This window comes from Neisseria sp. P0020.S005 (assembly GCF_051957055.1).
Lineage (GTDB): Bacteria > Pseudomonadota > Gammaproteobacteria > Burkholderiales > Neisseriaceae > Neisseria > Neisseria subflava_A.
The window spans coordinates 308041-330241 of the sequence record NZ_JBQCWV010000001.1; the positions used below are offsets into that span (position 1 = coordinate 308041).

The 22201-nt window shown below is 49.1% G+C and carries 20 protein-coding genes; 12 read left to right on the plus strand and 8 right to left on the minus strand.

Annotation, left to right across the window (positions count from 1 at the left end; all coding sequences use genetic code 11):
• Positions 1–104 precede the first annotated feature (104 nt).
• Complete coding sequence (gene nrdB, locus ACTHTU_RS01530) at positions 105–1238, plus strand: class Ia ribonucleoside-diphosphate reductase subunit beta (protein ID WP_004520359.1); 1134 nt, start codon at positions 105–107, stop codon at positions 1236–1238.
• 105 nt (positions 1239–1343) lie between these two features.
• Entirely contained in the window at positions 1344–1643 is a 300-nt protein-coding gene (gene yfaE, locus ACTHTU_RS01535; RefSeq protein ID WP_003686421.1) for a class I ribonucleotide reductase maintenance protein YfaE, read from the plus strand.
• Between the two features lie 77 nt (positions 1644–1720).
• Here yfaE and ACTHTU_RS01540 read toward each other — a convergent pair whose 3' ends face one another.
• The 7 genes from ACTHTU_RS01540 to gshA form a co-directional block, all read right to left on the minus strand.
• Positions 1721–2290 carry an acetate uptake transporter gene (locus ACTHTU_RS01540; protein WP_070461898.1) on the minus strand — a complete coding sequence of 190 codons (570 nt, stop codon included), beginning with the start codon at positions 2288–2290 and terminating at the stop codon, positions 1721–1723.
• A 135-nt stretch (positions 2291–2425) separates the two neighbouring features.
• On the minus strand, positions 2426–3175 hold the full coding sequence (gene aroD / locus ACTHTU_RS01545) for a type I 3-dehydroquinate dehydratase (protein WP_440361557.1): 750 nt from the start codon (positions 3173–3175) through the stop codon (positions 2426–2428).
• Between the two features lie 27 nt (positions 3176–3202).
• Positions 3203–5044 carry an excinuclease ABC subunit UvrC gene (gene uvrC / locus ACTHTU_RS01550; RefSeq protein WP_440361558.1) on the minus strand — a complete coding sequence of 614 codons (1842 nt, stop codon included), beginning with the start codon at positions 5042–5044 and terminating at the stop codon, positions 3203–3205.
• A 64-nt stretch (positions 5045–5108) separates the two neighbouring features.
• Positions 5109–7886 (minus strand): DNA gyrase subunit A, encoded by a 2778-nt coding sequence (gyrA, locus tag ACTHTU_RS01555; RefSeq protein ID WP_440361559.1) that lies wholly within the window; start codon positions 7884–7886, stop codon positions 5109–5111.
• A 127-nt stretch (positions 7887–8013) separates the two neighbouring features.
• Complete coding sequence (locus tag ACTHTU_RS01560; protein WP_049331010.1) at positions 8014–8496, minus strand: acyl-CoA thioesterase; 483 nt, start codon at positions 8494–8496, stop codon at positions 8014–8016.
• 114 nt (positions 8497–8610) lie between these two features.
• Positions 8611–9681: a magnesium/cobalt transporter CorA gene (gene corA / locus ACTHTU_RS01565; RefSeq protein ID WP_440361560.1), complete on the minus strand. Its 1071-nt coding sequence runs from the start codon at positions 9679–9681 to the stop codon at positions 8611–8613.
• 103 nt (positions 9682–9784) lie between these two features.
• Positions 9785–11143 carry a glutamate--cysteine ligase gene (gene gshA / locus ACTHTU_RS01570; protein WP_440361561.1) on the minus strand — a complete coding sequence of 453 codons (1359 nt, stop codon included), beginning with the start codon at positions 11141–11143 and terminating at the stop codon, positions 9785–9787.
• Between the two features lie 263 nt (positions 11144–11406).
• Here gshA and leuC point away from each other — a divergent pair, with 263 nt between their 5' ends.
• From leuC to leuB, 7 genes are all read left to right on the plus strand, one after another.
• A complete protein-coding gene (leuC, locus tag ACTHTU_RS01575; protein WP_049343582.1) occupies positions 11407–12816 on the plus strand; it encodes a 3-isopropylmalate dehydratase large subunit in 1410 nt (469 codons plus the stop codon).
• Between the two features lie 124 nt (positions 12817–12940).
• Positions 12941–13195 carry a hypothetical protein gene (locus ACTHTU_RS01580; protein ID WP_003746608.1) on the plus strand — a complete coding sequence of 85 codons (255 nt, stop codon included), beginning with the start codon at positions 12941–12943 and terminating at the stop codon, positions 13193–13195.
• Positions 13196–13298: 103 nt separating this feature from the next.
• A complete protein-coding gene (locus ACTHTU_RS01585; RefSeq protein ID WP_440361562.1) occupies positions 13299–13664 on the plus strand; it encodes a VOC family protein in 366 nt (121 codons plus the stop codon).
• 45 nt (positions 13665–13709) lie between these two features.
• Positions 13710–14351 (plus strand): 3-isopropylmalate dehydratase small subunit, encoded by a 642-nt coding sequence (leuD, locus tag ACTHTU_RS01590; protein ID WP_003686352.1) that lies wholly within the window; start codon positions 13710–13712, stop codon positions 14349–14351.
• A gap of 64 nt (positions 14352–14415) precedes the next feature.
• Positions 14416–14877, plus strand: coding sequence for a YhcH/YjgK/YiaL family protein (locus tag ACTHTU_RS01595; protein WP_440361563.1), 462 nt, complete (start codon positions 14416–14418; stop codon positions 14875–14877).
• A 38-nt stretch (positions 14878–14915) separates the two neighbouring features.
• A complete protein-coding gene (locus ACTHTU_RS01600; RefSeq protein ID WP_440361564.1) occupies positions 14916–15779 on the plus strand; it encodes a DUF1444 family protein in 864 nt (287 codons plus the stop codon).
• Between the two features lie 66 nt (positions 15780–15845).
• Positions 15846–16916 carry a 3-isopropylmalate dehydrogenase gene (gene leuB, locus ACTHTU_RS01605; RefSeq protein ID WP_440361565.1) on the plus strand — a complete coding sequence of 357 codons (1071 nt, stop codon included), beginning with the start codon at positions 15846–15848 and terminating at the stop codon, positions 16914–16916.
• Between the two features lie 129 nt (positions 16917–17045).
• Here the strand turns inward: leuB and ACTHTU_RS01610 are convergent, their stop codons facing one another.
• A complete protein-coding gene (locus ACTHTU_RS01610; RefSeq protein ID WP_254322008.1) occupies positions 17046–18455 on the minus strand; it encodes a DEAD/DEAH box helicase in 1410 nt (469 codons plus the stop codon).
• 337 nt (positions 18456–18792) lie between these two features.
• Between ACTHTU_RS01610 and ACTHTU_RS01615 the strand changes: the two genes are divergently transcribed.
• From ACTHTU_RS01615 to ACTHTU_RS01625, 3 genes are all read left to right on the plus strand, one after another.
• Positions 18793–19737 (plus strand): class I SAM-dependent methyltransferase, encoded by a 945-nt coding sequence (locus ACTHTU_RS01615; protein ID WP_440361566.1) that lies wholly within the window; start codon positions 18793–18795, stop codon positions 19735–19737.
• A gap of 112 nt (positions 19738–19849) precedes the next feature.
• Positions 19850–21031, plus strand: coding sequence for an aspartate aminotransferase family protein (locus tag ACTHTU_RS01620; RefSeq protein ID WP_440361567.1), 1182 nt, complete (start codon positions 19850–19852; stop codon positions 21029–21031).
• Positions 21032–21258: 227 nt separating this feature from the next.
• A complete protein-coding gene (locus ACTHTU_RS01625; protein WP_440361568.1) occupies positions 21259–22194 on the plus strand; it encodes a dihydroorotate oxidase in 936 nt (311 codons plus the stop codon).
• Positions 22195–22201 lie beyond the last annotated feature (7 nt).

Below are 22201 nucleotides of genomic sequence, written 5' to 3' on the forward strand. Positions count from 1 at the left end.
TTTATTGATAAAATTCAACATGTTTCATATGGTGAATTAACAATTAATAGAAAAGTCGACTAATTTTTAAAAAGAGAGACATTATGTCCTGCGAACACCTAACCATGTCATACAGCACCTTTTCCAAAACCAAAAACGACGCGCTGAAAGAGCCGATGTTTTTTGGTCAGCCGGTAAATGTCGCCCGTTATGACCAGCAGAAATACGAAGTATTTGAAAAACTGATCGAAAAACAATTGTCTTTCTTCTGGCGTCCGGAAGAAATCGACGTGTCGCGCGACCGTATCGACTACGCCAATCTGCCCGAACATGAAAAACATATTTTCATCAGCAATCTGAAATACCAAACCCTGCTCGATTCTATCCAAGGCCGCAGCCCGAATGTTGCGTTCTTGCCTTTGGTGTCGATTCCCGAGCTGGAAACTTGGATTGAAACGTGGAGCTTCAGCGAAACCATCCACTCGCGCAGCTATACTCATATCATCCGCAATATCGTGAATGATCCGTCAGTCGTGTTCGATGATATCGTGCAAAACAAATACATCATCGCTCGTGCTGAAGACATTGCCTGCTATTACGATGATTTGATTGAATACACTCAGTATTACAATCTGTTGGGCGAAGGTTCGCACAATGTCGGCGGCAAGCTTGTTACCGTATCTTTGCGCGAGTTGAAGAAAAAACTCTATCTCTGCCTGATGTGCGTCAACGTATTGGAAGCCATCCGCTTCTACGTTTCATTTGCCTGCTCGTTCGCCTTTGCCGAGCGCGAATTGATGGAAGGCAACGCCAAAATCATCAAGCTGATTGCTCGTGACGAAGCCCTGCATTTGACCAGCACCCAGCATATGCTCAACCTGATGCGTGCCGGTGCCGATGATCCTGAAATGGCTGAAATTGCGAATGAATTGCAGGACGAGTGCTTCAACCTCTTCAAAAAAGCAGCCGAGCAGGAAAAAGAATGGGCGGCCTATCTGTTTAAAGACGGCTCAATGATTGGCCTGAACAAAGAAATTCTGGCTCAATACGTTGAATACATTACCAATCTGCGTATGCAGGCGGTTGGCCTTCCTGCCGGATTTGAAGGTGCGACCCAAAATCCGATTCCATGGATTAACGCGTGGCTGTCTTCTGACAATGTACAGGTTGCGCCGCAAGAAGTGGAAATTTCCTCTTACCTGATTGGTCAGATTGATTCGGAAGTCAATGCCGACGATTTGGGCGATTTCGAGCTGTAATCGAACATTCGGTTTTATGATCAAGGCCGTCTGAACGGTGTGGCTGAAATCTTTGATTTCGTCTTTACACCGTTTCAGACGGCCTTTCCAATCCAAACAAATCATATGGCACTCATTAGCACACACGACAAAACCTTCCAACTCCAACAAGGCGAAACCTTATTGGAGGGCTTGGAGCGCACTGGACACGAAGTTGAATACCAATGTCGCAGCGGTTATTGCGGTTCATGCCGGGTTAAAATCTTGGATGGAAAAGTCTCTTATGATAATTTTCCGCTCGCTTTTGTCGCGCCCGGAGAAATTTTGCCGTGCTGCTGCCGAGTTACTGAAGACATCAAGCTTGATTGTCGGGAGCGCATCAAAGAGCCGGATTTATTTGATGTCGATTTATTTGAAGACAAATAAAAAATGCCGTCTGAACATTGTGGCCGAAATCTTTGATTTCATTTCCACCGTTCAGACGGCATTTTGTATGGTCAAGCTTATTTACGTTCGCCAATCGGCAAAACAGTACGGCCGAAAGATTCGTTGATGACCTCTGCCGCTGCTAAGTAGAACGCACCAAGTGCAGTTACCAAGCCTAAGCAACCACCGATATGGACGATGCTATGATTTTCCATGCCATCGCCAATACCCAGGGCAAAGAAAGTCAGTGTCAAGAAAAAGAAAATACCGCTCAATACCTTAGGCTTGGTCAAGGTGGCCACAAACATCATCAGCGAAAACATACCCCATGCGCAAAGATACCAGCCGATAAATGCAGGGGCTGTTTCACCTTTGAAAAAGATGGTAAACAAAGCCCATGTCCACCAGAAGGCGCCATAGCTGATAAAAGCGGTAAAGCCAAACGTATTGCCTTTCTTGAATTCAAACATACCGGCAATAACTTGAGCGATACCACCAAAGGCGAGAGCCATGCCCAAAACTAAGCCGACACCCTCTTGAGCAGTAAAAAAGCCGCCGTTAATCAGACTGAGCAACCAAGTTGTCAATGCAAAGCCACACAGGCCTACTGGACCTGGGTTCGCCAGGTTTTCTTTAGTAGTAGTCATTTTATTTCTCCTCTAGTTATTAGAAATAGGAAACCCATTGTTACAGGTTTTATTTAAAATTAAAAGAAATAAATTTAAAAAAATCAGGCCGTCTGAAAAATATTTTTCAGACAGCCTTGAATATTAATAATTAAACTATCCCAAAATTGCCAAGACTTTCCTTAATTCGTTGGCATCAATTTGGCCGGGGGCCGACGTTTTTCCTGCAGCACCAAAGGTAACGGCTGAGCCGAAAGTCGAGCCGACCAAGCGACTGACAGCTCCGATTTTACCCATAGACATAGTAATAATCGGGCGGTCGATAATTTGTGAAACATCATATGTTGCCTGTAATAAGGTCAATACATCTTGCGGCGATTGCGGCATGACGGCAATTTTGCAGATATCCGCGCCCCACTCAGCCATTGTTTTCAGACGGCCTGTAATGTCTGCCAAAGACGGCGTGGCTTGGAAATCGTGATTGCAAAGTAAGGCGGTAGTTTGATACTCATGCGCCAAAGCAATGGTTTGTTTTACGCTGCTTTCCTCGGCAAAAAGCTCGATGTCGATAATATCGGCTTGTTTGGAACGGATGATTTTTTCCAATAATTCAAAATAATAGTCATCCGAACAAGGTGTATTGCCGCCCTCTTGCGCCCTTCTAAACGTAAACAGTAAAGGCTTGTCAGGAAAAGCCTGTCGGACAATGCCTAATTGTTCGGTAATAAAATCGGTATCAAGCGCTTTTTGGAAAAAATCCGCACGAAATTCAATAATGTCAAAAGCCGTCTCTTTCAATACGCGCAAAGCCTGCTCCAATTCCTGCGTATTGGCGGCCACCAGCGGCACGGCAATTTTAGGCAGGCCTTTGCCGATCTCGATATTTTTGATGATGACAGGTTTCATATTGTTCCTTTTTGCTCTTCAAGCCAATCAGTGCAGGTGCTCGTAAATGGTTTCCGCCAAGGCTTTGCTGATGCCTTCCACTTTTTCCAAGTCCTCGCGGCTGGCGGCAATCACGCCGCGCAGACCGCCGAATCGGGTAAGCAATGCTTGGCGGCGTTTACTGCCGATACCGGGGATTTCGCTGAGTGAGGAAGTAACGCGCGCTTTGTCGCGTTTTTTGCGGTGGCCTGTAATCGCAAAGCGGTGCGACTCATCGCGTACGGTTTGCAATAAATGCAAGGCCGGGCTATTAGGAGGCAGGCGGAAGACTTCGCCGGTAAAAGGCAGAATGAGTTCTTCCATACCGGCTTTGCGCTCGGGGCCTTTGGCGATACCGACCAAAGGAATGTGCAGCCCGAGTTCTTCCCATACTGATACGGCTACGCCGATTTGCCCTTTGCCGCCGTCAATCAACACGACATCCGGCCATTTGACGCTTTCGCCGTTGGCTTCGGCCTCCTGCATTTTGCCGTAACGGCGCGTTAGGACCTCACGCATGGCGGCGTAGTCATCGCCGGGTTTGGCAGTCGTGATGTTGTAGCGGCGGTATTGCGAAGGCTGGATGTTCTGCTCATCGTACACAACGCAGGATGCAATAGTGGCCTCGCCTTGCGTGTGGCTGATATCGAAACATTCAAGGCGGTTGAGACTGTCTGAATCCATACCGAGGATTTTGGCCAGTTCATCAATACGGTGTTGCTGGCTGCTTTGTTGCAGGCGGCGTTGTGCAATCGCCATTTGTGCGTTTTGCTCCGCCATTTTCAACCAAACTTTGCGTTCGCCTATGGTTTTGGTCACGAACTGCATTTGTTTGCCATGTTCGCCTTCCAAAGCCTCTTTCAACGCATCGGGAACGGGAAAGTTGCTGATGATGATGTCGGGTTTGCTTTTGCCCAGATAATGTTGGGCGACGAAGGCTTCGGCGTAATCTTGTCCGTTTGGCTCGGGATCGTTTTTGGTGTCAGGGAAAAAGCTTTTATCGCCGACATGCCGTCCGCCGCGGATGCTGACCCAGTGTACGCAGACCAGGCCGTCTGAAACGGCAAGCGCGAGCAGGTCGATATCGTTGGGATTGTTCGGATTTTTGCTGTCGATGAACTGGTTGCTCTGCATGATGCCGAGTGCTTGAATTTGATCGCGGTAACGGGCGGCTTCTTCAAATTGCAGATTAGCGGCGGCAGTTTGCATTTTGTGTTGCAAGGTGCGCGTCAATTCGTCGGTTTTGCCATTAAGGAAAGTCGCGGCTTCACGCACGCTGTCGCGATAATCTTCTTCGCTGATGTGGCCGACACAAGGCGCGGTGCAGCGTTTGATTTGGTAAAGCAGGCAAGGACGGTCGCGGTGCTCGAATACACTGTCTTCGCAGGTACGTAGCATAAAGACTTTTTGCAATACTTGAATGCTGTCACGCACGGCGTTGCTGTTGGGATACGGGCCGAAATATTGATTTGGCTTTTTCAGCGTGCCCCGGTAATACGCCATTTGCGGATATTGATGGCCGCTGAGCATCAAATAAGGATAGCTTTTATCATCGCGGAAAAGAATATTGTATTTCGGCGACAAGGCTTTGATGAAGTTGTTTTCGAGAATCAGCGCTTCGGCTTCGGAACGCGTGATGGTGGTTTCGATGTGGTGAACCTGTTTTACCATCAATGCGATACGCGGCGAATGGTCGTTTTTTTGGAAATAGCTGGAAACGCGCCGCTTGAGATTGACCGCTTTACCGACATACAAAACATTGTTGTCTTCGTCAAAAAAACGATACACGCCCGGCAGATTGGGCAGATTTTTCAGAAAAAGAGGTAAATCAAACGGTTCGGTTGCGCTCACGGGATTTTCTTTTGGAATAAGCAGGCCGTCTGAAAACTTTTCAGACGGCCTTTTTCATTGACGTTTAAGATTCTTGAGACGGAGTATCTTCAGCTTCTACCACTTGGTTTTCAGCTGCATCGGTTTCTAAAGCGGCTTCATCTTCAGCCTCTTCGGCCACGCGCTCCAAGCTGACCAAGGTTTCGCCTTCATCCAGATTAATCAGGCGGACACCTGCGGCAGCACGGCCGGTCTCGCGGATTTGCTCAACTTTGGTACGAATCAGGACGCCGCCGCTGGTAATCAGCATTAGGTCGTCGGTTTCGCCGACCAAAGTTGCGGCTACTAGGTACGCGGTACGTTTTTCGGTATTGGTATTGATGGCGATATTGCCTTGTCCGCCTTTATTTTTGCGGCTGTAATCGGAAATCGGGGTACGTTTGCCATAGCCATCATTAGTTGCGGTCAGCACTTGCAAATCGCTTTGCTCGGCTTCAGGGGCGAAGGTAATCAGGCTGACAATCTTGCCATCGGCCGGCAGGCGCATACCGCGCAAACCGCCGCTACCACGACCGGACGGACGGACACCGTGTTTGCCGCTTGGCAATGCGTTTTCGGCATTTTCATCATCCAGGCCGTCTGAATCTTCGTTTTCGGTTTCAATATCGGCATCTTCTGCTTCATCGTTACCGGATTTTTCCCAATATTCGTTAAAGCGGATGGCTTTGCCCAAGTTAGAGAACAGCATAATGTCGTCCGCACCTCCGGTTTGCGCTGCGCCGACCAAGTAATCGCCTTCTTTAAGCGCGATGGCTTTAATGCCTTGGCTGCGGACGTTTTTAAACGCAGACAGCTGGACTTTTTTCACCATGCCTTGTGCGGTGGCGAAGAAGACGTATTGGTCTTCCGGGAACTCGCGGACGGCCAAGATGGCGCTGACTTTTTCGCCCTCTTCCAATTGGATAACGTTGTTGATCGGACGACCGCGGCTGTTTCGGCCGCCTTCCGGAAGTTTGTACACTTTAATCCAATGGCACTTGCCCAAATTGGTAAAGCACATCAAATAATCATGCGTGTTGGCAACAAACAAGGTTTCGATAAAGTCTTCGTCTTTGGTTGCCGCTGCCTGTTTGCCGCGGCCGCCGCGACGCTGCGCCTGATAATCAGTAGTCGGCTGGGTTTTAATGTAGCCGCCATGAGTCAGGGTAACGACCATTTCGCGTTGCGGAATCAGGTCTTCATCGGCAATATCGCCGCCAAACGGATTAATTTCGCTGCGACGTTCGTCGCCGAAGTTGGCTCTAATGTCTGCCAATTCTTCGCATATGATTTGGGTAACGCGTTCAGGTTTGGAAAGAATATCCACGAAATCAATGATTTTGCTCATTAGGTTTTTATATTCGCCGACAATTTCTTCCTGATCGAGACCGGTCAGGTTGCGCAGGCTCATGCGCAGGATGGCATCGGCTTGCAATTCGCTCAGATAATAGCCTTGACTGTGCAGGCCCAAATTTTCAGGCAAGCCTTCAGGGCGCATCATGTGCAGGTCTAAATCGGTACGGCTGAGCATGTCTTCAACCAAGCTGCTGCGCCATGGGCGGGACAGCAGTTTTTCTTTGGCTTCCGGCGCATTGGCAGATTCTTTGATCAGACGGATGATTTCGTCGATATTGGACAAAGCAACTGCTTTACCTTCGGCAATATGGCCTTCATGACGCGCTTTTTTCAGGCGGAATAAGGTACGGCGGGTAACGACTTCGCGACGATGGCGCAGGAATTCGGACAGGATTTGTTTCAGGTTCAGCAAGCGCGGCTGGCCATCAACCAAGGCCACCATATTAATACCGAAACTGTCTTGCAGCTGGGTCAGTTTGTAGAGTTGGTTCAAAACGACTTCGGCATTTTCATTGCGTTTCAATTCGATCACGACACGCATACCGGATTTATCGGACTCGTCGCGCAGGTCGGATACGCCTTCCAGCGTTTTTTCGCGTACCAACTCGCCGATTTTCTCAACCAGCTTGGCTTTGTTTACTTGATATGGGATTTCATCGATAACGATGGCTTCGCGTTCACCGTTTTTACCGATAGGCTCGATATGGGTTTTACCGCGCATCACTACACGGCCGCGGCCGGTTTTATAGCCTTCGCGCACGCCGCTCAAGCCGTAAATAGTTGCGCCTGTTGGGAAATCGGGCGCTTGGATGATATTGATCAGCTCGTCGATTTCAGTTTCAGGCTCGTCCAACAAACGTAGGCAGGCATTGATGGTATCGCCCAAATTGTGCGGCGGGATATTGGTTGCCATACCGACGGCAATACCGGACGAACCATTGACTAACAGCGCAGGGAAACGGGTCGGCAATACCAGCGGCTCATGTTCGCTACCGTCATAGTTGGGGCCGAAATTAACGGTTTCTTCCTCGATATCCGCCAGCATTTCATGGGAAATTTTTTCCATGCGGATTTCGGTATAACGCATGGCTGCTGCAGCCAAGCCGTCGACAGAACCGAAGTTGCCCTGACCGTCGATCAGCACATAACGCATGGAGAAGTCTTGTGCCATGCGGACGATGGTGTCGTAAACGGCTGTATCGCCGTGAGGGTGGTATTTACCGATAACGTCGCCGACGATACGCGCCGATTTTTTATAGGCGGAATTCCAGTTGTTTTTCAACTCGTGCATCGCGTACAACACGCGGCGGTGTACCGGCTTGAGACCGTCGCGGACATCCGGCAGGGCTCGGCCCACAATCACGCTCATGGCGTAATCGAGGTAGCTCTTGCGCATTTCGTCTTCAAGGCTGACAGGCAGGGTTTCAAGTGCAAATTTATGGTCGTTGCGGATGGTTGCGTCGGTCATGATTATCTGTAGTTTCGTATGGCAAAAATCTTGTTGATTCTACCACAAAACAAGCGGTTTATGGCTTTTGCGTGAAGGCCGTCTGAAACAGGATTTCAGACGGCCTTCATTATTTAATAAATTTAATTTAGTTGCAGCCAGAATCTTCGTTCGCAGCCTGCAGACTCAACTCTTTGCGCTTTTTAGCCCTTTCATAACGGCAGCGTTGGCGCGGTGTATTGATTTCCAAAGGCGGTACAGGAACCGGCTTACCGTCTTCAACGGCAACCATGGTGAAGTAGCAGCTATTGGTATGACGCACTTCGCCGGTGTGGATATTTTGCGCCTCAACCCGAATACCGACTTCCATAGAAGTGCGGCCGGTGTAGTTGATACTAGCGTAAAAGGTTACCAACTCACCGACATGAATAGGCTCTTTAAACAATACTTTATCAACAGACAGAGTAACGCAATAGGTACCGCTATAACGGCAGGCGCAGGAATATGCCACTTGGTCGAGCAGGCGCAGAAGATCGCCGCCGTGAACATTGCCGCTGAAGTTTGCCGTATAAGGCATCATCAGCTCGGACATAATCAGTTCATGGGAAGGTAGTTGGCGTTCCGGTTTCATAGTTTCTTCTCCTTTTGATATTTATTTTAAAATTGTCTGAAAACTTCAGACTGCACGTGTGCAAAATCATTCTACCGTTTTTAAACGTTGACTTTCAACCCCTTACCTACCCGTTTACAGCCATTTTCTACGCGAAAAGAAAATCAGCAGTCCGATGATGATGCACAGCATCACACCCAAAACCATGAAATAGCCGTAATGCCAATGCAGCTCAGGCATATTGTCGAAGTTCATGCCGTAGATGCCGGTGATGACGGTTAGCGGCATAAAGATGATGGTGATAACCGTCAACACGCGCATTTGCTGGTTCATACGGTTGGATTGAAAGGAAAGGTAGATGTCCATCATGCTCAACACCATATCACGCGAGGCATCAAGCGATTCGATAAGCTGCATATTGTGGTCGTACACGTCGCGCAGATAAACGGTCGATTCTCCTTTGAAAATAGCAAAATCTCCGCGTACGGCCAGTTGGTAGAACACATCGCGCAATGGTAAAAGCGTGCGGCGCAGACGGACGGCATCTCGCTTGAGGCGGTGAATCTTACTGAGAATATCGCTGTTTTCATTTTTAAACAGGGACTTGTCTATGACTTCGACGCGGTTGTTGTACAACTCCAAAACAATGAAATAGTCGTCCACAATACGGTCGAGCAGGCAATAAGCAAGAAACGCCGTATTTTTGTTCAAAATATTGTGCGGATTTTCGTGCATCTGCCGACGGAGATGGCTGAACAAGCCCAACGGTTTTTGTTGGAAAGACAACACAAAATCTTTGCCGATAATCACATACACTTGGTCAGAATGGAGTTTGCCCGTAGAGGTATAGTGGTAAACCTGTGCGGCAGTAAAAACATAGCTACCGTAGTCTTCGATTTTCGGACGCTGTTTGCGGCTGAGAATATCTTCAATCACCAGCTCATGGATGCCGTAAGGCTCAAGCGCGTGTTTGAGCAAGGCAACATCATTGATGCCGACAAAATGCAGCCAGTCGATTTGACCTTCTTGCGGGCGGGCAATATCGGGCAAGTTTTTTCCGGCAAGATAATCATGCTGAGCAAAGGTATCGGCGGAATACAAGGTTTGATGGATAGCAGAACGCGGCGCATTGTCGGTATTGCTGCGCTGTATGGTTTGGTCTGGCAGATTGTCGGTTATTTCAACTGGATTGGCTGGTTTGCTCATAAAAATAAATCATGTTTTTTTTAGTTAGAATGAATTGTACAGACAGAAAAGGCCGTCTGAAAACTAATTTTCAGACGGCCTGACAATATCGATCAACGCTTTATTAGGCTTTAGGCGCGGTTTTCTCCAACTCCAATGCAGCGGCAAGCAAGGACAGGCGCGCCATTACGCCGTAAACGTAGAGGCGGTTGTGTTCGTTGTCGACGTCGCAGTCTTTTTCAGAGCGCGGCATACCGAGCGAATCCCATTGTTCAAATACGCGTTTGCAGGCTTCAGGCGCTTCTTGGGAGTTGTCGCCGTTACCGGTAGGGATGCTGTTGGACAGCGGAACAAACACCATACCGCCGGCATTGAGGTTTTCGTCTGCACCACGGCCTTCGTGTACACGGAAGAAGCCGCCGATAACGAAACGGTCCATCATATAAACGACAGGTTCACACACGGCGCCGTTCATGGTTTCGTAGGTATAAATACCTTCTTGGACAATGACTTCGTTGACTTCCAAGCCTTCTTTAACTTTCGCCATTTTATTGCGGTTTTTACGGTTCAAGCCGCGCACTTCATCCGCAGATTTAACGCTCATTACGCCCATGCCGTAAGTACCTGCGTCGGCTTTCACAATAACGAAAGGTTGGTCGGTAATACCCAATTCGTCGTATTTGGCTTGAATTTTCGCCAATACACGCTCTACCGCGCCTGCTAATGCATCCTCGCCTTCACGCTCTTGGAAATCCAAACCGCTGATTTTTTCAAAATAAGGATTGATTTGCCATTCGTCGATGTCAATCAACTTGGCAAAGTTGGCGGCGACTTGGTTGTACGCACCGAAGTGTTCGGTTTTACGGCGAGTCGTCCAGCCGCCGTGTAATGGAGGCAAAACGGTTTGGCTGATGCCTTTAAGGATTTCAGGAACACCCGCTGACAAGTCATTGTTCAACAAGACAACGCAAGGCGAGAAACCGTCGGCAAGATGTACACGCTCACGGGTACGCAATAAAGGCTCAAGCAAAATTTTGTCGCCCAACGCGGTTTCAAACACGGTCGGCTCAGTCACTTCAGGATTCAAGCTGCCCAAGCGCACCTCGTATCCTGCCGAACGCAAAATCTCGCTGAGTGCGTAAACGTTTTGCAGATAGAATGTGTTGCGCGTGTGGTTTTCAGGAATAATCAATACGGATTTTGCCGTTTCACATGCGTGCTGTACCGCATCTTGCGCGGCAACCGCCGCCAGCGGGATAAAGTTGGGATTCAAATTATTGAAGCCGCCCGGAAACAGGTTCATATCGATAGATGAAATTTTGTAACCGGCATTACGGATGTCAACCGAACCATAAAATGGCGGACGGTGTTCGTTCCAATGCGAACGGAACCATGCTTCGATTTTGACATGATTGGCAAGGACTTTTTTCTCAAATTCCCGTAATTGAGTCAGATGCTCAGGAGCCATTACCGGTAATTTCATTCTCTATACCTCTTGGTAAGTGTGGTTGTTGAGTGAGAATGATAGAACTTTTTAGTGCATTTCGACAAGTATTCTTTCAGATAAAATGCATCTTTTGTCAACAATTCTACAATTTGTCTAATTTTTAATAAGAATTTTTGAAACTTTACGACAAATTTTAAAAATTGGACAAATTTCTATTGCGCAGCCCCTATAAAAAGCCTAAAATCCGCCCATAAACGCAAACCATCATTCATACCTACCAATAGCAAAGAATACTCATCATGAGCGCACAAACCCTTTACGATAAACTTTGGAACAGCCACGTCGTCCGCGAAGAAGAAGACGGCACTGTCCTGCTTTACATCGACCGCCACCTGGTTCACGAAGTTACCAGCCCGCAAGCATTTGAAGGTTTGAAAATGGCCGGCCGCAAACTCTGGCGTATCGACAGCGTAGTCTCCACAGCCGACCACAACACTCCGACCGGCGACTGGGACAAAGGTATCCAAGATCCGATTTCCAAACTGCAAGTCGATACTTTGGACAAAAACATTAAAGAGTTTGGCGCACTCGCCTACTTTCCGTTTATGGATAAAGGCCAAGGCATTGTGCACGTTATGGGCCCGGAGCAAGGTGCTACCCTGCCCGGCATGACCGTTGTCTGCGGCGACTCGCACACTTCTACCCACGGCGCATTCGGCGCATTGGCGCACGGTATCGGCACTTCCGAAGTCGAGCACACCATGGCAACCCAATGTATTACCGCAAAAAAATCCAAATCCATGCTGATTTCCGTTGAAGGCCGTCTGAAACCCGGCGTTACTGCCAAAGACGTGGCACTTTACATCATCGGTCAAATCGGTACGGCCGGCGGCACAGGCTACGCCATTGAATTTGGCGGCGAAGCCATCCGCAGCCTTTCTATGGAAGGCCGCATGACCTTGTGTAATATGGCGATTGAGGCCGGTGCGCGCTCAGGCATGGTTGCCGTCGACCAAACCACCATCGACTATGTAAAAGGCAAACCTTTCGCACCTAAAGGCGAAGCATGGGACAAAGCCGTTGAATACTGGCGTACGCTGGTGTCTGACGAAGGCGCAGTATTCGATAAAGAATACCACTTCAAAGCCGAAGACATCGAGCCTCAAGTGACTTGGGGCACATCGCCTGAAATGGTTTTAGACATCAGTGGCAAAGTGCCTAATCCTGCCGAAGAAGCCGATCCAGTCAAACGCAGCGGCATGGAACGCGCCCTTGAATACATGGGCTTGGAAGCCGGTACGCCATTAAACGAAATCCCTGTCGATATCGTCTTTATCGGTTCTTGCACCAACAGCCGTATCGAAGACTTGCGCGAAGCCGCCGCTATCGCCAAAGGCCGAAAAAAAGCGGACAATGTACAACGCGTATTGATTGTTCCCGGCTCCGGTTTGGTTAAAGAACAGGCAGAAAAAGAAGGCTTGCACGAAGTATTTATCGAAGCCGGTTTTGAATGGCGTGAACCGGGCTGCTCTATGTGCCTCGCCATGAATGCCGACCGCCTGACCCCGGGACAACGTTGCGCCTCCACCTCCAACCGTAACTTTGAAGGCCGTCAAGGCAATGGCGGACGTACCCACCTCGTCAGCCCTGCCATGGCAGCCGCAGCTGCAGTGACTGGCCACTTTACCGACATCCGTACTATGGCTTAAAGTATTTTCAGACGGCCTTTATTGATCAGGCCGTCTGAAACAATACCTTGCCCAAGTAAATTTTCCTATTGCGCAAAACGTCCGAAAACCTTCTTAATCATTGATAACTTGAAAGGAATCTAGTATGAAAAAACTGTTTGCATTGGCTGCCGCAGCCCTCATCCTGTCAGCTTGTTCCAGCACTTGGTCCGGCGCAAAAAACGATGCCAACCGCAATTGGGACAAAACCAAAGAGACTGCCGAGCGCGTAGCCGATAAAACCAAAGAAACCGCAGAACACGTTGCCGACAAAACCGGCGAAGCCGTTAAAAAAGGCGGCAATGCAGTAGGCCGCGGCATGAGCCATGTTGGAGAAAAAATCGAAGCCGCTACCGAATAATTCGGTAAATCAGGCCGTCTGAAGCTCCTGGCTCCGTTTCAGACGGCCTGATACATTATTAATTTTTCAGACATTTTCACGATTCCAAGCAAAGGAAGAAACAATGAGTAATCTGTCAAGCTGGTTTGGTATTCACGCTCATGATTTGGATCGCGCCAAAGCCTTTTACGAATCCGTATTCGGCAAGCCTCTGCAAGACGTTGGCGGCAACGGATTCCGTTTCATCATTTTTCCAGCCGATTACACCCAATACGGTACGGCCGGTATGATTTGGCACGACAGCAACGCCCAACCCGGCCATGGCGGTACAACCATTTTCTTCAATTGCCCGGATTGTGCCGAAACAGCAGAAAAAGCCGTTGCAGCAGGCGGCAAACTGTTACAAGAGAAATTCCGCATTGCCAACGGCTTTGCAGCATTTATTGAAGACACAGAAGGCAACCGAATCGGTTTGCACAGCACACGCTAACCCGAATAGCCATAAAATTTCCCATTATTACTATAAGAATCTGACATGAAAGCCTTTACCAAAATCACCGCCATCGTCGCCCCGCTCGACCGCAGCAACGTCGATACCGACGCCATCATCCCCAAACAATTTCTGAAATCCATTAAACGTAGCGGCTTCGGCCCAAATGCCTTTGATGAATGGCGTTACCTCGACCACGGCGAACCTGGCATGGACAACAGCAAACGCCCGTTAAATCCGGATTTCTCCCTGAACCAGCCACGCTATCAAGGCGCACAAATCCTGTTGACGCGTAAAAACTTCGGTTGCGGCTCTTCACGCGAACACGCCCCTTGGGCATTGGACGACTACGGCTTCCGCGCCGTCATCGCCCCCAGCTTCGCCGACATCTTCTTCAACAACTGCTACAAAAACGGTCTTTTGCCTATCGTTTTGACAGAAGAACAGGTTGACCAGCTTTTCAAAGAAGTTGAAGCCAACGAAGGCTATCAGCTCTCCATCAACCTTGCCGAGCAAACCCTGACTACCCCTAGCGGCGAAACATTCACATTCGACATTACCGAACACCGCAAACACTGCCTCTTAAACGGCTTGGACGAAATCGGCCTGACCCTGCAACACGCTGACGAAATTCACGCCTTTGAAGAAAAACGCCGCCAAAGCCAGCCTTGGCTGTTTAACGGTTGACATACAAAAGGCCGTCTGAAAAATTTAAGTGTTTCAGACGGCCTTTAATCTACACAAATATACCATGATTACCGACACCATAAGCAATGCCACCCGCTACGCCGCCTTGCATCCCGACTTTGCCGAGGCCTTCCATCTGTTGCAGACCTTGGATTTTTCCAAGCTGCCGAACGGCCAAGTGCCATGCGAGAATCCTAATATCCGTATTTTTATCGGCAGCGAGCCGATGAGGACGAAGGGAGAAGCCCAGCCTGAAGCGCACTTAAAACATATTGATATTCAAACACCGATTGATGGCAGCGAAACGTATGGCTGGATAGACAGAGGCCGTCTGAAAAACGGTTTAGGCTACAACGAAAAGCGCGATATCGAGTTTTTCGACTGCGAGCTGGAAACTTGGCTGACCTTGGAGCCAGGCGAATTTGCGTTGTTTTTCCCTAATGATGCGCATGCCCCATTGGTCGGCGACAGAGCGAACATACGCAAAGTTGTTTTTAAAATCCGTGTTGAAACCGAACGTCTATAATTTTTCAGACGGCCTTATCCCCTTATTCAGGACACAATATGTCTTTTTTCAGCAAGTTGTTCCGCTCCAAACCTAAATTAATGACTTGGCAGGAATTTGTTGAATACTTTGCCCGTCAAATCCAAGAAGAATTGGATCTTGAGACAAAAATTAACTGGGGCGAAAACATTGCTTCTTCGCCGATTATTGTCCATTTTTCCGAAGACGATGAAGCATCATTCAGCACATATTTGAGCAACCATTACACAAGTTATCTGCAAAATCCCGAGGCCTTGGAGGCTATTGTTGCAGCCAATTTAGCGGTTATCTATAAGATTCAGGACTCTGATGCCAGTGTTTCAGCACAACAAATTCTTCCGACGATTAAAAATACAATTTATCTGGAAAACGTCAGACTGATTACAAATACGGACGAAGACGAGCCTGCCGATTACCTGGTATACAAACCGATTGCCGGCGATATCATGTTGCTTTATATGGTGGATACGGAAGAATCCATGCATACGCTCAATCGTGAACATATGAAAGAGGCCGGTATTGAAGATGAGGACGCCTTGTATCGTACCGCCATGGATAATCTGCGCCAACGGATGAATGGACGTGTCCAAATTCATCATGCCGAAGGTTGGTCATTGGCTCAAATCCATTTGGACAACGACTATGATGCTTCCCTGATTTTGCTTTTGGACGAAGTACTTAAAGACGATCCTATGCTGCCGGCCAACCCCGTTTTTGCAGTCCCGGCACGCAACGCCCTGCTCGTTTGCAGCCCGTCCGATGAAGAGGCTTTGCAGGCGATGGCGAATATTGCCCTGCAGGCATTTGAAGACTCTGCCTACGCGATTTCTACCCAGCTTTACCAGTACCATAATGGTACAATCAGCGTTTTCAGAGCAAATTGATTTAAGGCCGTCTGAAAAACAGACGACCTGCCCTTTACCTAAAACCTTCCCATAAGGAAACCCGAAATGACCAAACATATCGCTATCTTGCGCGGCGACGGCATCGGCCCTGAAATCGTTGCAGAAACCGTCCGCGTACTCGACAAACTTATCGAACAAGGTTTGGATGTCAGCTACGAATACGCGCCTTTGGGCGGCGAAGCCTATGACGAATACGGCCATCCTTATCCAGAATTCACGCAAAACCTTTGCCGCAAAGCTGATGCGGTCTTGCTTGGTGCAGTCGGTTCTCCTCAATACGACAATCTCGACCGTCCGCTGCGCCCTGAGCGCGGATTGTTGGCCATCCGTAAAGACTTGAATCTGTTTGCTAATTTGCGCCCTGCCATTTTGTATAAAGAGCTGGCCAATGCTTCTACTTTGAAACCGGAAATTGTAGCCGGCCTCGACATCCTTATCGTACGCGAACTGACCGGCGATATTTACTTTGGCGAACCGCGCGGCATCCGTGTTTTAGAAAACGGCGAACGCGAAGGCTACAACACCATGAAATACAGCGAAAGCGAAATCCGCCGTATTGCCCACGTTGCCTTCCAATCCGCCCAAAAACGCAGCAAAAAAGTCTGCTCCGTAGGCAAAGCCAACGTTTTGGAAACCACCGAACTGTGGCGCGAAATCTTTGAAGAAATCGGCAAAGAATACCCTGATGTCGAGCTCTCCCATATGTACGTCGACAACGCCGCCATGCAGTTGGTACGCGCACCGAAACAGTTTGACGTGATTGCCACCGGCAACATCTTCGGCGACATTCTGTCTGACGAAGCGTCCATGCTGACCGGCTCCATCGGTATGCTGCCTTCTGCTTCTTTGGACGAAAACGGCAAAGGCCTGTACGAACCGTCCCACGGCTCTGCTCCCGACATTGCCGGTCAAAACAAAGCCAATCCGCTGGCGACCGTATTGTCTCTTGCCATGTTGTTGCGTTACAGCCTAAATGACGAGGAACGCGCGCAACAAGTTGAAAACGCCGTACAAAAAGTACTACAACAAGGCTTGCGTACCGGCGACATTTACGAAGAAGGTACCAAACTGGTTTCCTGCTCCGAAATGGGCGATGCCGTATTGGCCGCTTTGTAAGAGGCCGTCTGAAAAAAAAGCGTGGGACCAATCCCACGCTTTTTTTATATGCGAAAACTTTTAACCATCAAAAAGGAAGTGTCTTCACACGCCCTTATGTCTTTTCAGACGGCCTTAAGATTGAAGCAATCAACCTCTTTTGTGTTTGCCGCCAAAACTGTCGTTAGACTTGCGCTTGCCTTTAAAGCCTTCGCCGCCTTTTTTGAAACCGTCAGCTTTTTTGAAACCGTCTTTCTTAAAGCCGTCTTTCTTGAAACCGTCTTTTTTATGGCCTTCGCCGCGAGCTTTACCGCCGAAACCTTCTTTAGCCGGTTTCTTATCGCCGCGCCAGCCGCCGGATTTACGATCGCCCCAGCCGCCTTTACCTTTCGGTTTGCCGCCGGCAGATTTGCGTTTGCGTGTCGGCTCCATGCCTTCAATGGTCAGCTCAGGCAATTTACGGCCGATGTATTTTTCAATTTTGTGTACTTTGACGTATTCGTTCACTTCGGCAAAGGTAATCGCAATACCGGTACGGCCTGCGCGGCCGGTACGGCCGATGCGGTGAACGTAGTCTTCAGCCTGTTTCGGCAAGTCGTAGTTGATAACGTGGGTAATGGTTGGTACGTCGATACCGCGTGCAGCAACGTCGGTGGCAACCAAAATTTTGCAGCGGCCTTTGCGCAAGTCCATCAGTGTGCGGTTACGCCAGCCTTGAGGCATATCGCCGTGCAGGCAGTTGGCGGCAAAACCTTTTTCGTACAATTCATCAGCGATGACTTCGGTCATGGCTTTGGTCGATGTGAAAATCACACATTGATCGATATTGGCATCACGCAAGATGTGGTCGAGCAGGCGGTTTTTGTGGCGCATATCGTCGCAGTACAGCAGCTGCTCTTCGATTTTGCCTTGATCATCCACGCGCTCAACTTCGATGGTTTCAGGGTCTTTGGTCAGCTTGCGCGCCAGTTTGCCCACTGCGCCGTCCCAAGTGGCGGAGAACAACAAAGTCTGACGGTCGCTAGGCGTCGCTTCAACGATAGTTTCGATGTCGTCGATAAAGCCCATGTCCAACATACGGTCGGCTTCGTCCAGAATCAGCACTTCCAAACGTTCAAAATCAACTTTGCCGCTCTGCATCAAGTCCATCAGACGGCCCGGAGTGGCGACAATCAGGTCAACCGGTTTGCTCAGAGCACGGGTTTGATAGCCGAAAGATGCGCCGCCGACAATGCTGACAGTACGGAACCAACGCATATTTTTAGCATACGCCAGCGCGTTTTTTTCCACCTGAGCCGCCAGTTCGCGGGTTGGGGTCAATACCAAAGCGCGCGGGCCTTTGCCCGGTTTTTCGCTGCGCTTGGTCAGTTTTTGCAAAGTCGGCAGCAGGAAGGCTGCGGTTTTGCCTGAACCGGTTTGTGCCGAAGCCATAATATCGCGGCCGTCCAAAGCAAACGGAATCGCTTGCGCCTGAATCGGGGTCGGGCTTTCATAACCCTCGCTGCGTACGGCAGACAAAATGTTTTTATCAAGGTTCAAATCGGCAAATTTAATAGACATGGCTATCCTAAAGAGACAACAACGCGCACGCCTGAACAATTTCAGACGACCTGAAGCAAAGGAAAGTAACGATACGGGAAATGTGAAGTTACAGGGTTGTCGCAAGCATCTTGCTTGTGGTTAACATCGACGACAACCTGCACAGAAAAGGCTTTGCAAATATGCAAGCAATAAAAGAAACACGCCCGAAACGGCGGTTTAGGTTGGATGACGATGGCTTCGTATCAAAAGGCGAACGGCGGATAATATAGATTTTATAGACAACAGTCAAGCAAAAAGGCATCAAGTGCGTTAAAATCCAACCCCTTCCCAATACTTATTCAGGCCGTCTGAAACCATGACCGACATTACCCCCTTTGCCAACCGCTTGGGCAAAAACATCAAACATCTTATGAAATGGGCCAAACGCAGCAATATCGAAGCCTGGCGCATTTACGACCGCGATATTCCCCAATTTCCCTTTGCCGTCGATGTTTACGGCGACCAAATCCATCCTCAGGAATACGATACCGGCTGGCTGATGCAGCCCGAAGAATACGAAGCATGGCTTGCCGATGTATTGGGAGCCATCGGTTTTGTAACCGGTTTTGCGCCCGAACAAATCCACCTCAAACGCCGAGAACGCCAAAAAGGTTTGCAGCAATACGAGAAAACCGGCAAAACCGGCGACGATTTCGTCATCACTGAAAACGGCCGCAAGTTTTGGGTCAACCTCGACAAATACCTCGATACCGGCCTTTTCCTCGACCACCGCAACACGCGCAAAAAAGTCGGCGACACCGCAGCGGGCAAACGCTTCCTCAACCTGTTTTCCTACACAGGCAGCTTTACCGTCTATGCTGCAACCGGCGGCGCGGTATCCAGCGAAACCGTCGATTTATCCAACACTTACCTGGACTGGGCAAAACGCAATTTTGAACTCAACGGCATCGACCCCGAACAACACAAAATCGTCCGTGCCGATGTGTTCCAATACCTGCAAAACGCCGCAGACGAAGGCAAAAAGTTCGACCTGATCGTCATGGATCCGCCCAGCTTTTCCAACAGCAAAAAGATGCTCGACATCCTCGACATCCAGCGCGACCATAAAAAGCTAATTGACGGTGCAATGAGCCTGCTCACTTCAGACGGCATTCTGTATTTCTCCAACAACTTGCGCAGCTTTGTGTTGGACGATTCGGTCGCGGAACAATATGCCGTCAAAGACATTTCCAAACAGTCCGTTCCCGACGATTTCCGCAACAAAAAAATCCATCAATGCTGGGAAATCAAGCATAAATAAGCATCAGGCCGTCTGAAAGCCAGTTTTCAGACGGCCTGATTGCCATATTGAATCTCTGAATCAATAGGTGCATAATTCAAGAAATTGTTGACAATATCAAAAGGAAAAGAACATGCAAAACTACCTGACGCCCAATTTCTCATTCGCTCCCATGATTCCGGAACGTGCGCTCGGCAGCCGGGTTTGGGATACTGAAGGACGAGAATACATTGACTTGTCAGGCGGTATTGCTGTAAACGCGCTGGGCCATTGCCATCCTGATTTGGTCGCAGCCTTGAGCGAACAGTCGCAAAAGCTCTGGCACATTTCTAATATCTATACCACCCAACCGGCGCAAGAATTGGCCAAAAAATTGGTCGAAAACACCTTTGCCGACAAAGTATTTTTCTGCAACTCCGGCGCAGAAGCCAATGAAGCCGCACTAAAACTGGCACGCAAATACGCTCGCGATCATTTTGGCGAACACAAAACCGAAATCATCTCCTGCCTCAACAGCTTCCACGGCCGCACCCTGTTTACCGTATCCGTCGGCGGCCAGCCCAAATACAGCAAAGACTACGCGCCGCTGCCGTCAGATATTACCCACGTTCCCTTCAATGATGTTGCCGCATTGGAAGCAGCCGTCAGCGACAAAACCTGCGCCGTGATTATCGAGCCGATTCAAGGTGAAAGCGGCATTCTGCCTGCCACTCAAGAATATCTGCAAGCCGCACGCCGTTTATGCGACAAACATGGTGCTTTGCTGATTTTGGACGAAGTACAAACTGGCATGGGTCATACGGGCAAACTGTTTGCCTACGAGCATTACGGCGTAACACCCGATATTCTCAGCTCCGCCAAAGCCTTGGGCGGAGGCTTCCCGATTGGCGCAATTCTGACAACCGATAAAATCGCCCCAACCTTCGGCCCCGGAACACATGGCTCAACCTTCGGCGGCAATCCGATGGCGTGTGCGGTCGGCAGCCGTGCGTTTGACATCATCAATACGCCCGAAACATTGGCACACGTTGAACAACAAGGCCAAAAACTTCAGACGGCCTTGCGTGAAATAGGCGAAAAGACCGGCGTATTTAAAGAAGTCCGCGGCATGGGCTTGCTGCTCGGCTGCGTGTTGGCAGACGAATACGCAGGCAAGGCATCGGAAATTACCGCCGCTGCTTTGAAACACGGACTGATGGTACTGGTTGCCGGCGCCAATGTCGTGCGCTTCGCCCCCAGCCTGCTGCTGAACGATGAAGACATGGCCGAAGGCTTGAAACGTTTTGAAGCGGCCTTGGCCGAATGGTTGGCCTGATTTTTAAAACCCAATATCCAAATCAGCCGACAGCTTTTATTCCCTAATTGATGCCATATAGTGAAGGCCGTCTGAAAGACCGTTTGAGTTTTTCAGACGGCCTTTTTTCAATATTGAAAACAACATCCGCCTACATGCTTTGTCATTTGATGTTTGTTAAAAATCGTACCGCTTCTTCGTGTTACGCTTGGCAAACATTTTGATTTTACGAAGAAAAGGAGCAGGAGATGGTATCATTGAAAACCCAAATCGCTGGTTTTTCTTTTGACAACTGTCTGATGAATGCAGCAGGTGTGTCATGTATGACTGTTGAGGAATTGGAAAAGGTCAGACAATCCGCTGCTGGCACCTTCATTACCAAGACTGCAACGCTTACCCCGCGTCAAGGCAACCCAGAGCCGCGTTATCGGGACGTACCTCTCGGCAGCATCAATTCGATGGGATTGCCGAATCAAGGCATTGATTACTATCTGGATTACCTGCTTACCCTTCAAGAGTCTGAGCCGGAACGGACATTTTTCCTATCACTGGTCGGTCTGTCGCCCGGCGAAACACATATCCTGCTGGAAAAGGTGCAAAACAGCGGATTCAACGGCATTACCGAACTCAACCTATCCTGCCCAAACGTCGCCGGCAAACCGCAAATAGCCTACGACTTTGAAACAACCGAGATGATTTTGGATAATGCCTTTACCTACTTCGACAAGCCATTGGGCATCAAGCTACCGCCGTATTTCGATATTGCCCATTTCGATCAAGCGGCAAAAGTGTTCAACCGCTATCCCCTAAAATTCGTCAACTGTGTCAACTCCATCGGCAACGGCATGTATATCGAAGATGAATCCGTCGTCATCCGCCCTAAAAACGGCTTCGGCGGCATAGGCGGTCAATACATCAAACCGACTGCGCTCGCCAATGTCCACGCGTTCTATCAAAGACTAAATCCGTCTATCCAAGTCATTGGGACAGGCGGCGTTTACAGCGGCCGCGATGCGTTTGAACACATCTTGTGCGGCGCCAGCATGGTGCAGATCGGCACGACGCTACACCAGCAAGGCGTAGACATTTTTGAACGGGTTTCCCTTGAATTAAAAGCCATCATGGCGCAAAAAGGCTATGAAAAAATAGAAGACTTCAAAGGCAAATTGAAATATTTTGCATAAGGTTTAC

Excerpts from the sequence above, each read along its gene's own strand:
- nrdB (WP_004520359.1), top strand. The coding sequence starts at position 105 with ATGTCATACAGCACCTTTTCCAAAACCAAAAACGACGCGCTGAAAGAG.
- yfaE (WP_003686421.1), top strand. The coding sequence starts at position 1,344 with ATGGCACTCATTAGCACACACGACAAAACCTTCCAACTCCAACAAGGC.
- ACTHTU_RS01540 (WP_070461898.1), bottom strand. The coding sequence starts at position 2,290 with ATGACTACTACTAAAGAAAACCTGGCGAACCCAGGTCCAGTAGGCCTG.
- aroD (WP_440361557.1), bottom strand. The coding sequence starts at position 3,175 with ATGAAACCTGTCATCATCAAAAATATCGAGATCGGCAAAGGCCTGCCT.
- gyrA (WP_440361559.1), bottom strand. The coding sequence starts at position 7,886 with ATGACCGACGCAACCATCCGCAACGACCATAAATTTGCACTTGAAACC.
- ACTHTU_RS01560 (WP_049331010.1), bottom strand. The coding sequence starts at position 8,496 with ATGAAACCGGAACGCCAACTACCTTCCCATGAACTGATTATGTCCGAG.
- corA (WP_440361560.1), bottom strand. The coding sequence starts at position 9,681 with ATGAGCAAACCAGCCAATCCAGTTGAAATAACCGACAATCTGCCAGAC.
- gshA (WP_440361561.1), bottom strand. The coding sequence starts at position 11,143 with ATGAAATTACCGGTAATGGCTCCTGAGCATCTGACTCAATTACGGGAA.
- leuC (WP_049343582.1), top strand. The coding sequence starts at position 11,407 with ATGAGCGCACAAACCCTTTACGATAAACTTTGGAACAGCCACGTCGTC.
- ACTHTU_RS01580 (WP_003746608.1), top strand. The coding sequence starts at position 12,941 with ATGAAAAAACTGTTTGCATTGGCTGCCGCAGCCCTCATCCTGTCAGCT.
- ACTHTU_RS01585 (WP_440361562.1), top strand. The coding sequence starts at position 13,299 with ATGAGTAATCTGTCAAGCTGGTTTGGTATTCACGCTCATGATTTGGAT.
- leuD (WP_003686352.1), top strand. The coding sequence starts at position 13,710 with ATGAAAGCCTTTACCAAAATCACCGCCATCGTCGCCCCGCTCGACCGC.
- ACTHTU_RS01595 (WP_440361563.1), top strand. The coding sequence starts at position 14,416 with ATGATTACCGACACCATAAGCAATGCCACCCGCTACGCCGCCTTGCAT.
- ACTHTU_RS01600 (WP_440361564.1), top strand. The coding sequence starts at position 14,916 with ATGTCTTTTTTCAGCAAGTTGTTCCGCTCCAAACCTAAATTAATGACT.
- leuB (WP_440361565.1), top strand. The coding sequence starts at position 15,846 with ATGACCAAACATATCGCTATCTTGCGCGGCGACGGCATCGGCCCTGAA.
- ACTHTU_RS01610 (WP_254322008.1), bottom strand. The coding sequence starts at position 18,455 with ATGTCTATTAAATTTGCCGATTTGAACCTTGATAAAAACATTTTGTCT.
- ACTHTU_RS01615 (WP_440361566.1), top strand. The coding sequence starts at position 18,793 with ATGACCGACATTACCCCCTTTGCCAACCGCTTGGGCAAAAACATCAAA.
- ACTHTU_RS01620 (WP_440361567.1), top strand. The coding sequence starts at position 19,850 with ATGCAAAACTACCTGACGCCCAATTTCTCATTCGCTCCCATGATTCCG.
- ACTHTU_RS01625 (WP_440361568.1), top strand. The coding sequence starts at position 21,259 with ATGGTATCATTGAAAACCCAAATCGCTGGTTTTTCTTTTGACAACTGT.